This window comes from Dokdonella sp., from assembly GCF_044227025.1.
Lineage (GTDB): Bacteria > Pseudomonadota > Gammaproteobacteria > Xanthomonadales > Rhodanobacteraceae > Dokdonella_A.
The window spans coordinates 302,427-317,349 of the sequence record NZ_JBGAFX010000002.1 but is presented as its reverse complement, the minus strand read 5'-3'; the positions used below and the strand labels follow the sequence as shown (position 1 = coordinate 317,349).

The window sequence follows — 14,923 nt, the reverse complement described above, 5'->3', positions numbered from 1 at the left end:
CATCAGCTCTCTATGACACGGACGGAAAGAATGCCGTCGATCGCGGCGATCTGCGCAACCAGGGTGTCGGGTACCGGTGAATCGGCATCGATCAGGCTGTACGCCAGCTCGCCGCGCGAGGCGTTGTGCATCTGCGCGATGTTGACGCCCGCCTCTCCCAGCACATGCGATAGCTGGCCGATCATGTTCGGCCGGTTGCTGTTGGCGATGCAGATGCGCGCGCTGCCGGTGCGTGGCATGCGCGTCTCCGGGAAGTTGACTGCATTGCGCACGTTGCCGTGCTCGAGGAAATCGCGCAGCTGTTCGACCACCATCAACGCGCAGTTTTCCTCCGCCTCGCCGGTCGATGCACCAAGGTGCGGCAGCGAAATCACTCGCGCATCCCCGAGCAGGTCCGCCTCCGGGAAGTCCGACACGTAGCGGCCGATGCGACCGTCCGCGAGTCCCCTGCGCAGCGCCGCGGGATCGACGATGCCCTCGCGCGCGAAGTTCAGCACGACGATGCCGGGTCGCACGACCTCCAGCGCCTGCGCACCGAACACGCCGCGCGTCTTGTCGTTGAGGGGGACGTGGAACGTCAGGTAGTCGGAAGCGGCGAACAATTCGTTCAGCGAACCCGCCTTCGCGACTTCGGCCGAAAGCTGCCATGCGCCGTCGACCGTCATGTGCGGGTCGAAACCGACAACGCGCATGCCGAGCGCATACGCGGCATTGGCGACCTTGACGCCGATCGCACCAAGGCCGACCACGCCGAGCGTCTTGCCGGCGAGTTCGGTGCCGACGAAGCGCTTCTTCTCGGCTTCGACCTTGTGATGCAGGTCGCCCGACGCATCGAGCCCGCGCACGAAGGCGAGTGCGTCGGCGATGTTGCGCGCCGCCAGCAGCATGCCGGCGACGACCAGTTCCTTGACCGCGTTCGCGTTCGCGCCCGGTGCGTTGAATACGGGTACGCCACGAGCGGACAGGTCGGCCACCGGGATGTTGTTGGTGCCCGCGCCCGCCCGCGCGATCGCCTTGACGCTCGTCGCGATCGGCGTCTTGTGCATGTCCGCGGAGCGCACCAGCACGGCGTCCGGCTCTGCGACTTCGTTGGCGACGCTGTAGAGGTTCGCCGGCAGGCGATCGAGGCCATTGCGCGAGATGTTGTTGAGCGTCTGGATCTTGAACATTGTCGGGGCCGGGATTCGAATTTGGAGGGACCAACTTCCGTCATTCCGGAAACCCGGAATCCAGCTCCGGGTTCGTTGCGCGGGAACTGGAGCCCGGCATTCGCCGGGATGACGGTGCTCTGACGGGGTTTCCTAGCCGTTGCGCGCGGCAAAGTCCTTCATGAAGTTGACGAGCGCCTGTACGCCTTCGAGCGGCATCGCGTTGTAGATCGACGCGCGCATGCCGCCGACGGCGCGGTGTCCCTTCAATGCGAGCAGGCCCGCGGCTTCGGATTCCTTCAGGAACGCAGCGTCCAGTTCTTCGCGCGGCAGCGTGAACGGCACGTTCATCCACGAACGCGCGGATTTCTCGACCGGGTTCGCGTAGTAGCCGGAGCCGTCGATGTAGCCGTAAAGCAGTTCCGCCTTGGCGCGATTGCGCTCGGCCATCGCGGCAACGCCACCGTTCGCCTTGACCGATTTGAACACCAGTCCCGCGAGGTACCAGCCCCACGTATTCGGCGTGTTCAGCATCGAGCCCTGCGCCGCGTGCTCGGCATAGTTGAAGATCTTCGGAATGTCCTTCGGGCAACGTTCGAGCAGGTCATCGCGCACGATCACGACTACGAGTCCGGACGGGCCGATGTTCTTCTGCGCGCCGGCGTAGAGCAGCGCATACCGGGAGACATCGAGCGGTCGCGACAGGATCGTCGAAGAGATGTCGCCGATCAGCGGAACGTTGCCGACATCGGGAACGTCGTGGAATTCGACACCGCGAATCGTCTCATTCGGCGTCACGTGCACGTAGGCGGCAGATGCATTCAGCGACCAGCCCGCGCGCGCCGGGATGCGGTCGTAGTTGGTGTCCGCCGAGGACGCCGCGATGCGCACGTCGACGAGCGCTTTCGCTTCCTTGGCCGCCTTCTCGCTCCAGTCGCCGGTCAGCACGTAGTCGACGGTCTGGTCGCGACGGGCGAAATTCAGCGGAATCTGCGCAAAATGTTGCGTTGCTCCGCCCTGCAGGAACAGCACCTTGTAGTTTGCGGGCACCGCCAGCAGATCGCGCAGGTCGCGCTCGGCCTGCTCCGCCAGCGCGATGAAATCCTTGCCGCGGTGACTGATTTCCATCACCGAAGCGCGCGCCGTGCCCCATTCGAGCATTTCCGCCTGCGCCTGGCGCAAGACGTCTTCCGGCAGCGCCGCAGGGCCGGCGCTGAAGTTGTATCCGCGACTCACAGGAAACTCCGGGTTCGGATCGAACGCCATTCGTACCGCATTTTGCGGCGTCGCAGCAAGCCCCCGTTCGTTATATGCCGCGATGGACCAGCAGCAGCAGGCCGAGTCCGATCAGCGCAGCGGCTCCGATCAACCACCAGATGCTGCCTTGTGCCGGGGACCCAACGGTGTCGCCGCCTCCCTCCTCCGGCTCCCTGACGTGCTCCTGCGCCAAGGTCCCGCCGGTATCGCCGCGCAGCGGCAGCCCGGGCGCTTCCACCACGAATTGACTGCGATCGAAGCCGAGTTGGTCGCCGGGATGCACGGCAGCGTTGCGCACGCGCACGCCGTTGACGAGGGTTCCCTCGAACGAGTCGATGTCGCGCAGCCAGATCCGCTCGCCCTCGCATTCGAGCGTGGCGTGGCGAGCGGCAATGCGTGGATCGTCAAGCACGAGGTCCGCGCCGGCGCCACTGCCGACCACGAGGCGCGGATTGACCGCGATCGCCTTGCCGAAATGCCGGCCCGAGACGCCGCGCAGCACGACGCGAGCGGGTTGGGAGGGTGTCGCCGAGCCCGGCGTGGCCGACGGTATGGCGACCGAAATCGCGTCGTCGCTGTCGACCTTCAACGCAATCGTCGTCTGGCCAAGGCAAACCACGTCGCCACAGCGAAGCAGGGCCTTCTCGCGCACCGGGCGGGCGTTGACGTGTGTGCGAGCGGCCGGATCCATGATTTCGAGCACGATACCGCGTGCGTCGACCAGCACGCGCGCGTGCCATGGCGCCACGTCCTTGCCGGCCAGCACCAGCCCATTGCCAGCGGCGCTGCCGAGGTTGACCACACCACCGTCCATGATGAAGTCGGCGCGCTCGCCGTTGGCAAAACTGAGTCGCATGCTTCGAATTCGCGGACCGATTGCGCACTCTAGCACAAGCCCTGCGGCGCTCCGGACCCCCGGGAGGCTGCCTTTCGCACGATCCGTACGGCATCATGGCGGCCTTCCGCAACGGACCGCGAGGCAACCCATGGCCGTGATCGACATCAAGCGCTCGCACAAGAAAAGCATCAAGACCGCGAAGGCAGCGGTGGAACGCGTCGCCACCGCGATCGCCAAGGAATACGGCATCGATCATCACTGGGATTCGGATACCCTGCACTTCGACCGCAGCGGTGTGAAAGGCCGCATCGCAGTGACGAAGAACGAGCTGCACGTGCGGGTCGAACTCGGCTTCCTGATGAGCGCGATGAAGCCGGTCATCGAACGCGAGATCGCGGCCAAGCTCGACGAAAATCTCGCCTAGCGGGAGCAGGCCGTGAACCCCGATGCGCTGCACATCGAGACCCTGATCACGGCCCTGTATGCCTGCATTTCGGGGCCGGCCGGCGCGCCGCGCGACTGGACGCGTTTCCGCTCCCTGCACCGGCCGGAGGCGCTGTCCCTGCGCACGGTCATCGACGGCGACGGGCCACGCGCCGAAGTTTTCGACATCGATCGCTACATCGCGAACGTCGAACCGTTCTTCGCGCGCAATGATTTCTTCGAAGTCGAGATCGACCAGCGCATCGAGCGCTTCGGCCAGGTGGCGCACGTGTGGAGTCGCTACGAAGCGCGGCCGGCGCCCGATTCCCCGGTGCTGCTCAAGCGCGGCGCGAACAGCATCCAGCTGTTCAATGATGGCGAACGCTGGTGGATCGTCAGCACGATCTGGGACAACGAGCGCGAAGATGTGACATTCGATCTCTGGTAGCGCCTGCTCATGCCGCCAGCACGGCGAGCAGTTCGCGCCGCAGAAGCTTCGGCTCGCAACGTCCGATCCGCACCTGCGGCGTCCCATGCCAGTGCGCGCAGCGGCGGACTGCCTCGGCAATCTCCCGCACCAGCGCAGCCGCCGGTGGGGCGGCGCCCTCCAGGTGCAGGGCCTTCACCTCGAACACGCCATCGGCTCGATGCGCCTTGGCGTCAAGGCGACCGACGAGTCTTCCACGATGCAGGATCGGCAACACGTAATAGCCGTACTGGCGTTTATGCGCGGGCGTGTAGCACTCGATGCGATAGTCGAAACCGAACATTGCCGATGCCCGCTCGCGGTCCCACACCACCGGATCGAACGGCGACAGCAGTGCGGTATGCGTCGCGCGCAGGCGGCCGGCGGCAGCGGCGATGAACAGATCGGCGTGCTCGCGATGCACATAGGCGGGGCTGCTCCAGCCATCCACGTCGACCCGCAGCAGTTCGCCGCTCGCGACTAACTCGTCCAGCGCCGCATCCTTGAGCTTGCCGCCGCTGCGGAAATAGTCGTTGATCCAGCGCGCCTGCGCGATGCCCAGAGCGTGCACGGCACCGAGGACGAAGCGGCGACGCATCGCCGGTGCATCGACCACCGGCTCGGCCGGCCCGTGCCGACGCGCCTTCGCCAGCACGCGTTCGCTGAGATCATAGACTCGCTGGAAATTCTCGCGACGGGTGATCATCAGCTCGCCGTGCGCGAACAACGCTTCGAGCCAGCGCTTCTCGTCCTTCCAGCCCCACCAGCCGCCACCGGTCTCGCCATCAGCGCGCTCGAACTCCGAGGCCTTCACCGCGCCGTGTGCGCGGATGTGCTCCAGCAGACCGGCCATGCTGGCGGCGTGGGCACCGCGCGTGCGCTGTGCGCTTTTCATCGACCAATGGCCGCCACGCCCTTCCTCGGCATGGCGGCGATGCAACTCGTGATCCGCGAACGGCGCGAAACACGCCTCGTGCGCCCAACATTCGAACACCTGCCCTTCTTCGAGCAGTTCGTCCAGCCAGTGCGGCTCGTACGCCCCGAGACGCGAGAACAGCACGAGATAAGGGCTGCGCGCGACGACATGGATCGTGTCGATCTGCAATACGCGCATGCGTTCGATCGCAGCCAGCACGTCAGCCTTGCACGCACGCCGCCGCGGCCGCGCCAGCAACCCCTGCGCCGCAAGGTGCAGATTGCGGGCCTGCTGCGCGGTCAGTCGGGTCGGCGTGGTCACGTCGTTCAGGCTCGTGCCGATTCGCGCGAGATCAACGCCGCGGTTCGAGGATCGACGACAGGCGATCGGGCGTGCCGGCGATGCGCTCCAGGTGCGGGTACTTCAAGCCCTCGCGATAGTCGACGTGCACCGTCCTGTACAGGTCGCCGTCCTTGACCAGCAACTCGATAGGCGCGTGGCCGCCCTTCGCCGCCACGATCGCGTCCTTGAGTCGATCCGGAGTGAATGACCGCGAATTGACCGCGACAAGGCTGCCGCTCGCGCCGAGGCCAGCTTTGAACGCAGGGCCGTTCCAGCGAACGTCCGAGATCTTCCCGTCCTTGGTCGCCACCGTGATGCCGAGCGAGCTGGAAAAGTCAACGACCTTGCGCTCAGCCTCGACGCTGCGCTGGTACGCACTCGGCTTGTCGGTATACGCCAGTCTCCAGCCGCTCGCCGCCAACCCGTCCAGTGGCGCGGCCAGCGCGTCGACGCGCGTACGCAGGAACGCAGCCCAGTCATGCGGCGCGACTGCATTCAATGCGTGCGCCACGTCATCGAACGTGTAGGTCCTCACCGCGTAGCTGCCGTCGTCCACGCCGAAAAAAGCCCGCGCGAAATCATCGAGCGAGCGTCGCTCATGGCTGAGCTCGCGCAACTTCGCATCGACTGCGAGCCAGACGAGCTGTCCGGCGCTGTAGTAGTCCTCGTTCATCTGGAAGCTGCGATACGGCTGCGGGCGTCGAGCCGAGAGGATCGGATCGTTGGTGGTGTCCTGCACGTCTCGCCAGGCGAAACCGGGACGGTTGTGGGTGTAGGTCTGTGCGACCAGCGCGAGCGCATCGCGTGCCTGTTCAACACTCCACAGGCCCGAGCGTGCGGCGAGCACGTAGCCCCAGTACTGCGTCTGTCCCTCGTACACCCACAGCAGGCTGCCCTGCATCGGCACGTTGAAGTTCGGCGTGGCGAGATCGGCGGGGCGGCGGAACTTGCCGTTCCACGAATGCGTGTATTCGTGCGGCAGCAGGTCGCGTCCGGGCGCCTGCTTGTCCCAGTCGGTGAAATACGCAGGATCGGCACTGTTCTCGCTGGAACGATGGTGCTCGAGCCCGATGCCGCCAAGCTCGTCACTGAGGGCGAGCAGGAAATCGTAGTGATCGTAATGCTGTGACCCGTAGAGGCGGCGGGCCTGTTCGACCAGGTTGCGATGCAGGCGCAGTTGCCCGGGGCTGGCTTCGAGGTTCTTCGCCTCGTCGGCGAACAGGTTCAGGCGCACCGGCACGCTCGCGCCTGGCGCAAGGTCCGTGCGCTTGTAGTAGCGCCCTGCATACAGCGGCGAGTCGACCAGGGTGTCGAGCGGGACCGGCTTGAAGCCGACCTGACCGTCCGCACCCGGCGTATTGGCCAAGCCGCTGGCCGCGTCCAGCGCGGTGGCGTAATTCCAGCCGGAAGGCAGCTTCACGCTCGCTTCGACCGTGATCGCGTGCGCCACCATACCCGCCGGGTAGAGGACGACCGTGTCCCATTGCAGGTTGAGCATCGCCGGGGTCATGACGACGCGTCCCTGCGCCGGATCCTGCGATGACAGGAAATCGAACTCGACCAGCAGCTTGCTTGCACCCGCGGGGACGTCGAGATGGAACGCGTAGACATCCAGCGCATCGCGCTTCCATTCAAGCGCCTTGCCGTCCGCGCTGATGTGGAGGCCGGCAAGCTTGTCGATCTGTCCGCGCGGCGCGTGCTTGCCCGGCAGCCATTGCGGATACAGCAGGGTCAACGGCCCGCCGACGACGGATATCTGTTCGCGCACGCGGAAGATGCGGTGGTCGATGTCGGTTGCGTCGACGTCGACCCTGACGACGCCCGGCCACGCGTCAGCGGATGGCGATGCGATTTCGACGGCGAATGATGCATGGGTGCAAACGAGGCATAGCGAGGCAAAGGCAGCGATGCGGAAGATCGACACGTCCGAGGTTCCTGCTGGCGGCGGCGATCGCCGATTGTTGCACGATCACAGGTTGCGCCACGTGCCGTTTGGCATGCCACGACCCGAGCACTTGCCATCTACGAAGGACTTCGTTAAAACGCGTATGTCGGCGGTACGTGGCTCGGGAGCAGAGGGCATGAGACGGCTCGCAGTGGTGTCGGCGCTCGCGGCAATCACGGGTATCGCATGGCATGCGCGCCATGGCGAAGAATCGCCTGTCGACGCCTCCAGACCGAGCGGACACCGGAGCGAGCAGGCCGAACGCGAAGCGCCGGGCGACACTCCATTCTGGGAATGGCGCCTGAGCTACCCGACCGGGCACTACAGCGCGCGCTGGTATCTCGATGCGCGCGCTGGCCATGAAGCCATCGCGAAGTCCGCACCGCGCAACGCGCCGGGAGGCAAGGCCGCGCAAGGCGTCCTAGCCAGCGAGCGCGCGACTGCGCTCGGCCCTTCGCCACTGCGCAACAGCAGCTACGGCCTGGTCGGCGGCCGCGTGACCGCGATGGTCACCCATCCATCGCAACCGAACGTCGCCTGGTTCGGCTCCGACGGCGGCGGCGTGTGGAAGACGATCAACTGCTGCGACGCGAACACGAGCTGGAGCGCGAAGACCGATGCAGCAGCCATCGCCGACATCGCGATCGGAACCCTCGCGCTCGATCCGACCAATCCGGACGTGATCTACGCCGGCACCGGCGACTTCCGCCGCAACCGGCCGTTCGTGTTCGGCGCCGGCGGCCTGCTGAAGAGCATCGACGGCGGCGAGAGCTGGCGCCTGCTCGCTGCAGACACGTTCAATCCGGTGTATTCGCAGGCCGCCGGCGCGTTTCCGCAGTACCGCGCGATGAGCGCGATCGTGGTCGATCGGCACAATCCGTCGCGGCTCGCCGTCGGCACCAATCAGGGCCTCTATTTCAGCCACGATGGCGGCGAGCACTTCGATGGTCCCTGCTACACCAATGGCTACTCCAGCCAGCGCCAGGACGTCACCAGCATGGTTGCGCTCGATGGTGGCAATCGCACCGACCTGCTGGTCGCGATCGGTGCAATCGGTCGCGTTTCCGACGTGCGCGCGGACCTGCGCGAGAACGGCGCGAACGGCGTGTACCGCGCGCCGATGCCGGCGAGTGGCTGCGCGACCGCCTGGACGACCGTGTCTCGCCCCGACAATGGCTGGCCCGCCGGCAGCGCCAATGGACTTCCTTCGTATGGCGGCGGGGGCAATCCGCTGCAACGCATCGACCTTGCCGTCGCGCCGTCCAACCCAGCGGTGGTGTATGCGCAGGTCATGGGGCGCGGCGTCTATCGCTCGCGCGACGGCGGTGCGAACTGGACCAACAGTGCGACGCCGCCCGCCGATTTCGCCAGCGGTTGCGTCAACGACGCGTACGGCAACGGGTTCCTGTTCGAGGACTACAACGCCGGCCTGCTTGTGGATCCGACCGATCCGCAGAATGTGTTCCTCAGTTCGACCGACCTGTGGCGTTCAACCGACGGGGCCGACACGTTTTCCGACCTCACCTGCGGTTACGACGAAACGACTCCGGGACATCCCGGTACCGTGCACGTCGACAACCATGTGCGCGCATTCGTCGCGAACAACCCGGATCGGCTGCTGATCGGCAATGACGGCGGCGTCTACTACAGCGCCGACCCGCGCGCGCCTCGCCCGACCTTCGTCGCGATGAACGGCGGCACCAACACGATCGAGTTCTACACCGGCGACATCACCGCGAACTTCAACGATCCGGCCGCGCCATGGCGCGGCATCAGCGCAGGCGCGCAGGACAACACCTCGTCGAACCAGACATGGACCGCGGGAACGCCGCCCGCACTCGCGCACTGGAACTCGCGCCTGGATGGCGACGGCACCTGCACGAAGATCGAACCCGTGCTCGGCCAGCGCTGGTACTACAGCTCGCAATTCGGCTTCGTGATGGCCTCCACCACGGGTCCCGACGGCGATGTCGACCAGATGGTCGCTCCCTACGATGAAGCGACCGGCAACGTCTGGAACGGCGACCGTGCGGGTTTCCTCATGTACTACGACCTGTACAAGTTCGGCGGCGACGACACCTGCCCGCCGACGACCGGCTGCCAACGCATGCTGGCCGGAACCTATCGCGTGTGGGAGTCGCTCAGCGGCGGTCTGCCGAACACCTCGTGGTACATCAACAGTCCCGACCTGACCAAGCGCCTGACCACTACGCCGAACCTGTCGATCATCAATCGCGTCAAGTTTGCCCATTCCGACCCGCGCCGCGCGCTCGCCGGGACCAACGACGGCAACGTCTGGGCCGGCCTCGACCTTGGCGGCGGCCGCACGAACTCGGCGCGCTGGGTCAACCTGACCGGCGGCAACGCCACGCTGCCGAATCGGCCGGTGATGGATGTCGCCAGCGATCCCCTGGCACCTGAAGTCGGCTACGCCGCGCTCGCGGGCTTCGACCAGAACACGCCCACCACACCGGGTCACGTCTATCGCGTCGATTGCAGTGCGGGCTGCACGGGTTTCCAGTGGACCAATCGCAGCGGCAACCTGCCGAACATTCCGGTGAACGCGATCCTGCTCAACCCGAACGTGCCCGGCCAGGCCTTCGCGGGCACCGACTGGGGCCTCTATTACACCGACCACATCGACGCCGACGTTCCTGTATGGTCCCGCTTCGATGCCGGCCTGCCTACGGCGATGGTGTGGGATCTGGTGATCGATCGGGGCGCGACCACGCTCGCGGTCTTCACGCGTTCACGCGGCGCCTGGGTCTGGCCGTTGCCGCAGGCGGCGACCGGCGCCGCAGCGCCCGGGCACAGCCGGCACGCGCGTCCGGCGATCAGCCCGCCGCCACCCGACGAGGGGCAGCGTCACCGACGTTGACGAACCGCACATGGCCGGTTGATGGCTGGCTGCTATGATCGGCTGTCGCGTTGAGCCGGACCATCGATGCTGTATCACCTGAACGAAATCAACCGCAGCCTGCTGAATCCGCTGGTCGCCTGGTCAGGCGCCGCTTCCGAAGTGCTGTCCTCTCCGGACAACTGGCTTTCGCGGATGCCGGGCATCGATCGCGTCGCCGCGGGCTACGAATTGTTCTTCCGGCTTGGCAAGGACTACGAAAAACCGGCGTTCGGCATCACCTCGGTGCTCGCACACGGGCGCGAAGCCGCGGTGATCGAGGAACGCGCGCTTGAGCTGCCGTTCTGCAACCTGCTGCACTTCAAGCGCTGCAGCGACGACGTTCCGTCGTTGACGCGCCTGCGCGAGGACCCGGTGGTGCTGGTGGTTGCGCCGATGTCAGGCCACCACGCGACCTTGCTGCGTGACACCGTGCGCACATTGCTGCGCGACCACGACGTCTACATCACCGACTGGGTCGACGCGCGCATGGTACCGCTCGAAAAGGGCCCGTTCGGCCTCGACGAGTACATCGCATACGTCCGCCGCTTCATCGGTCATCTCGGCGCGGCCAAATTGCATGTGATGTCGGTGTGCCAACCGACCGTGCCGGTGCTCGCCGCGGTCTCGCTGATGGCGTCGGCCGGCGAGGCGACCCCGCTGAGCCTGACCATGATGGGCGGCCCGATCGACCCGCGGCGCTGTCCGACCCAGGTCAACGACCTCGCGACGCACAAGCCGTTCGCGTGGTTCGAAACCAATGTCGTGTTCGACGTGCCGCCGAACTACCCGGGCAAGGGACGCCGGGTCTATCCCGGCTTCATGCAACATGCCGGCTTTGTCGCGATGAACCCGAGTCGTCATTTCAACGCGCACTGGGACCTCTACCAGAACCTGCTGCGCGGCGATCTCGACGACGCGGATGCGCATCGGCGCTTCTACGACGAATACAACGCCGTGCTCGACCTGCCGGGAGAGTTCTACCTTGACACGATCCGCATCGTGTTCCAGGAGCATCGCCTGCCGCTCGGCACCTGGCACGTCGACGGCGAACGCGTCGCGCCGGAAGCGATCAAGCGCTCTGCGTTGCTGACCATCGAGGGCGAACTCGACGACATCTCCGGGCTCGGACAGACCCGCGCCGCGCACGACCTGTGCACCGGCATCCCGGCGAAGAACCGCGCCCACCTCGAAGTGAAAGGCGCCGGCCACTACGGCATCTTCAGCGGCCGCCGCTGGCGCGATACCGTCTATCCGGACGTGCGCGCCTTCATCCGCCGCTTTCACAAGGCCTGACCAGCATCCCGATCAGGCCTCGCGGGGCATGGCCTACGCCTTCGTCAATGCGAAGCGTCCGCCGCCCGTGATTGCCAGCAGCAGGAGGCCGCCCATGATCGACATGTCCTTGAGGAAATGCGTCAAGTTGAGGGCCCGCTCCGCTCCGATCATCGACCAGAACGGATGACCGATGAGCGCGGCGCCTGCGACGAAAATCGCGAGCGCCAGCGAGAGCGGCCGGACCCAGACCCCTGCCAGCAATGCGATGCCGACACCGACCTCCATGGCAACCGCGATGCCGGCGGCTACCGACGGCATCGGCGTCTTCAGATATTCCATGTAGGCGACGGTTCCCGCGAAATCCGTCAGTTTGCTCCACCCGGAGATGACGAACAGCGCCATCAGCAGGACGCGCGCGAGCAGGATGACTACATCGCGATGGCGGTCGAGCAGTTTGTCGATCATGTCTCCCCTCCTTCGTCCCGTACCTGTCCCGCATCATACGGCAGCCATCGCCGCGGGTCGCGTCGCCGGCCTGACCGGCCAGCGGCTGCTTCCCGTAGACTGGACGCCCCATTGGAGAACCGCGCATGTCCGCCATTCTTCGCTGTCTCGCCGCCTCCCTCGCACTCGCCTGCGCTCCCGCGCAGGCCGATGCTCCGGCGAAAGGTCGGACCATGCAGCAGGTGCTGGATGCGTCGACGCCCACCGACTGGCGCACGCCCGCTGCCGAGAACACGCTCTACCTCGATCTCGCCGACGGTCGGGTCGTGATCGAGCTGGCGCCGGCGTACGCGCCACTGCATGCGGCAAACCTGCGCACGATGGCGCATGAGCGCTATTTCGACGGCCTCGCGATCCTGCGCGTGCAGGACAATTTCGTCACGCAGTGGGGTGATCCGAACGCGGAGGAGAAGGACAAGGCCCGCGCACTCGGCAAGGCATCGAAAACGGTCGCGCCGGAATTCGAGCGTGGCATCGACAAGGAACTGCCGTTCACGCGCCTGCCCGATGGAGATGTGTACGCGCCCGAAGTCGGGTTCAGCGACGGCATGCCGGTAGCGCGCGATCCGAAATCCGGCAAGACCTGGCTCGCGCATTGCTACGGCATGGTCGGTGCCGGACGCGACAACAGCGTGGACAGTGGCAGTGGCGCCGAACTGTACGTCGTGATCGGCGAGGCTCCGCGCCAGCTCGACCGCAATATCGCGCTCGTCGGCCGTGTGGTCCAGGGCATGGAACTGCTCGCAAGCCTGCCGCGCGGAACCGCTGCGCTCGGCTTCTACGACAAACCGGAACAGCGCGTCACGATCAAGTCGCTGCGCCTTGCTGTGGACGTGCCGGAATCCGAACGCACGCCGCTGCAACTGCTGCGCACCGACACCGAGACCTTCAGCGCGCTGGTCGAATCACGCCGAAATCGCCGCGACGACTGGTACAAGCAGCCCGCTGGCAAGATCGGGCTGTGCAATGTGCCGTTGCCGGCCCGCAAGCCGCCGACTCATTGATATACCTGCTCCTGTGGGAGCGGCGGAAGCCGCGATGCTCATGCCGATCCGGCGAGCATCGCGGCTTCCGCCGATCCCACAAGGAAAGGTAGCTCGCTCGCGGTCAGAGCTGCGTGGCGGCGAACGTATCGCAACTCTTGATGCTGCCCGAGGAGAATCCGCTGCGGAACCAGCGCACGCGCTCCGCCGAGCTGCCGTGGGTGAACGAATCCGGCACTGCGTAGCCGCGCGCCTGCTTCTGCAGGGTGTCGTCACCGATCTGGTTCGCTGCATTCAAGGCGGCCTCGACGTCGCCGTCCTCGAGCCAGTTGAGCTTCTGCTGGGCGTGGTTCGCCCACACGCCGGCGAAGCAGTCGGCTTGCAATTCCTGGCGCACCGACAAACCGTCCGCTCCCTGCATCGGCTGGCCGCCCTGGGCTGCGCGTTCGACCTGTTCCATTACGCCGGTGAGATTCTGGATGTGGTGGCCGACCTCGTGCGCGACCACGTACGCACGCGCGAAATCACCGGCCGCGTGGAAGCGCTGCTGCATTTCCTGGAAGAAGTCGAGGTCGAGATAGACCTGGCGATCGCCGGGGCAATAGAACGGTCCCATCGCTGCCGATGCCGCGCCACAGGCCGACTGCACACCGCCATGGAACAGCACGAGGCGCGGCGCGGGATAGCGTTGTCCGCTGGCCTGGAACATCTCGCCCCAAACATCTTCCGTGCTGCCGAGTACGGCCTTGACGAAGTCGGTCTGCTGGTCGTTTCCGGCCGGCACCGTCTGCTGCGTGCTGCCTGCATCCTCGCCGCCGCCGATGCCGCCGAGCAGTTGCAGGATCTCGAGCGGATTCTTGTGGAAGATCAGGCTGGCGATCACGACCAGGATGATGCCGCCGAGGCCCAGACCGCGACCGCCGCCGAAACCGCCGCCGCCACCGCCGCCACCTTCGTCCTCGACCACGTTGTCGCTGCGCCGCGCTTTCTGCCAGAGCATGGATCCCTCTCCAATCTCGCGCCGGGAACGGCGATCGAGGGCGACACTACTCTGCCCGTGGCGAGCCTCGCAAGCGGTTCGCCGACCGCGGCGCGCACACGCGCAGGGAGGATTCAGCAATGTTCACGGTCGCCACGGCATCGCCTGGCACGTCGGGGGTTCTTGCAAGCAATCCTCCGTGCCGCCGGTCATTGGCGCCATCGCCCGATCGCCACCGACCACCGGAGCCTCTGATGAGCGCCATCGCCTCGCTGTCCGCCAACTGGAACCTCGTCACGGCACGCCTGCGCGGCGCCGGCGAAACGCTGCCGCCGCTCGTGCTTCGCCTGATCATGGGCTGGGAGTTCTGGGAGTCGGGGCTGGAGAAGTTGCACGGCGAAAACTGGTTCGCCGATATCCAGCAACGTTTTCCATTCCCGTTCGACCAGCTTCCGGCAGGCTTCAGCTGGACGCTGTCGACGTGGACCGAAATCATCGGTGCGCTGCTGATCTGGTTCGGCCTCGGCACGCGCATTGCCGCGTTCTCGTTGCTGTTCGTGACCTTCGTCGCGACCGCAGCGGTGCATTGGCCGGATATGTGGTCGATGTGGAGCGATCTTGCCAAGGGCTACGCGATCAAGGACATGGGACACGGGAATTTCAAGCTGCCGCTGCTGTTCGCGGTGATGTTGCTGCCGTTGATCTTCAATGGTGCCGGCAAGTTCAGTCTCGACCATTGGTTGTCGCGTGTGCTTCGCACGCGCGACACGCGACCCGCGATCGACGATCCGCTCGCGTGGTCGCTCGCCTGCGCAGTCGTCGGCATTCCGTTCCTGATGCTGCTGCCGAAATTCGGCGCCACCCTGCTCGTGCTCGGCGTCGTGCTGGCGTGGTTCGGTTGGCGTGCCACGAACGCGCGCCGCGCGGCCCAACACCCGGTCCGTTGAC

At 66.0% G+C, this 14,923-nt stretch carries 13 protein-coding genes; 6 read left to right on the top strand and 7 right to left on the bottom strand.

Features of this window, described 5'->3' with window-relative positions:
* Positions 1-2 precede the first annotated feature (2 nt).
* The 3 genes from ACILRJ_RS05695 to ACILRJ_RS05685 form a co-directional block, all read right to left on the bottom strand.
* The gene (locus tag ACILRJ_RS05695) at positions 3-1,169 is read right to left on the bottom strand and encodes a phosphoglycerate dehydrogenase (RefSeq protein WP_395681260.1); all 1,167 of its coding nucleotides are present in this window, start codon (positions 1,167-1,169) and stop codon (positions 3-5) included.
* 132 nt (positions 1,170-1,301) lie between these two features.
* A complete protein-coding gene (gene serC, locus ACILRJ_RS05690; RefSeq protein WP_395681259.1) occupies positions 1,302-2,384 on the bottom strand; it encodes a 3-phosphoserine/phosphohydroxythreonine transaminase in 1,083 nt (360 codons plus the stop codon).
* Between the two features lie 70 nt (positions 2,385-2,454).
* Positions 2,455-3,261, bottom strand: a complete 807-nt coding sequence (locus ACILRJ_RS05685; protein WP_395681257.1) for an FHA domain-containing protein — start codon at positions 3,259-3,261, stop codon at positions 2,455-2,457.
* A 130-nt stretch (positions 3,262-3,391) separates the two neighbouring features.
* Between ACILRJ_RS05685 and ACILRJ_RS05680 the strand changes: the two genes are divergently transcribed.
* Positions 3,392-3,667: a polyhydroxyalkanoic acid system family protein gene (locus ACILRJ_RS05680; RefSeq protein WP_395681255.1), complete on the top strand. Its 276-nt coding sequence runs from the start codon at positions 3,392-3,394 to the stop codon at positions 3,665-3,667.
* Positions 3,668-3,679: 12 nt separating this feature from the next.
* Complete coding sequence (locus ACILRJ_RS05675; protein ID WP_395681253.1) at positions 3,680-4,114, top strand: hypothetical protein; 435 nt, start codon at positions 3,680-3,682, stop codon at positions 4,112-4,114.
* Between the two features lie 7 nt (positions 4,115-4,121).
* On the opposite strand, the gene ACILRJ_RS05670 is transcribed toward ACILRJ_RS05675, so the two are convergent.
* On the bottom strand, positions 4,122-5,369 hold the full coding sequence (locus tag ACILRJ_RS05670) for a winged helix-turn-helix domain-containing protein (protein WP_395681251.1): 1,248 nt from the start codon (positions 5,367-5,369) through the stop codon (positions 4,122-4,124).
* A 31-nt stretch (positions 5,370-5,400) separates the two neighbouring features.
* On the bottom strand, positions 5,401-7,308 hold the full coding sequence (locus tag ACILRJ_RS05665; protein WP_395682046.1) for a M61 family metallopeptidase: 1,908 nt from the start codon (positions 7,306-7,308) through the stop codon (positions 5,401-5,403).
* Between the two features lie 163 nt (positions 7,309-7,471).
* Here ACILRJ_RS05665 and ACILRJ_RS05660 point away from each other — a divergent pair, with 163 nt between their 5' ends.
* Both ACILRJ_RS05660 and ACILRJ_RS05655 read left to right on the top strand, forming a co-directional pair.
* Positions 7,472-10,213, top strand: a complete 2,742-nt coding sequence (locus ACILRJ_RS05660; protein WP_395681249.1) for a WD40/YVTN/BNR-like repeat-containing protein — start codon at positions 7,472-7,474, stop codon at positions 10,211-10,213.
* Between the two features lie 66 nt (positions 10,214-10,279).
* Complete coding sequence (locus tag ACILRJ_RS05655; RefSeq protein WP_395681247.1) at positions 10,280-11,527, top strand: polyhydroxyalkanoate depolymerase; 1,248 nt, start codon at positions 10,280-10,282, stop codon at positions 11,525-11,527.
* 33 nt (positions 11,528-11,560) lie between these two features.
* Here ACILRJ_RS05655 and ACILRJ_RS05650 read toward each other — a convergent pair whose 3' ends face one another.
* Positions 11,561-11,974, bottom strand: a complete 414-nt coding sequence (locus tag ACILRJ_RS05650; protein WP_395681246.1) for a DoxX family protein — start codon at positions 11,972-11,974, stop codon at positions 11,561-11,563.
* A gap of 125 nt (positions 11,975-12,099) precedes the next feature.
* On the opposite strand from ACILRJ_RS05650, the gene ACILRJ_RS05645 reads away from it, so the two are divergent.
* On the top strand, positions 12,100-13,017 hold the full coding sequence (locus ACILRJ_RS05645; protein WP_395681244.1) for a peptidylprolyl isomerase: 918 nt from the start codon (positions 12,100-12,102) through the stop codon (positions 13,015-13,017).
* A gap of 103 nt (positions 13,018-13,120) precedes the next feature.
* On the opposite strand, the gene ACILRJ_RS05640 is transcribed toward ACILRJ_RS05645, so the two are convergent.
* On the bottom strand, positions 13,121-13,996 hold the full coding sequence (locus ACILRJ_RS05640; protein WP_395681242.1) for a neutral zinc metallopeptidase: 876 nt from the start codon (positions 13,994-13,996) through the stop codon (positions 13,121-13,123).
* Positions 13,997-14,229: 233 nt separating this feature from the next.
* Between ACILRJ_RS05640 and ACILRJ_RS05635 the strand changes: the two genes are divergently transcribed.
* Positions 14,230-14,922 carry a DoxX family protein gene (locus tag ACILRJ_RS05635; RefSeq protein ID WP_395681240.1) on the top strand — a complete coding sequence of 231 codons (693 nt, stop codon included), beginning with the start codon at positions 14,230-14,232 and terminating at the stop codon, positions 14,920-14,922.
* Position 14,923 lies beyond the last annotated feature (1 nt).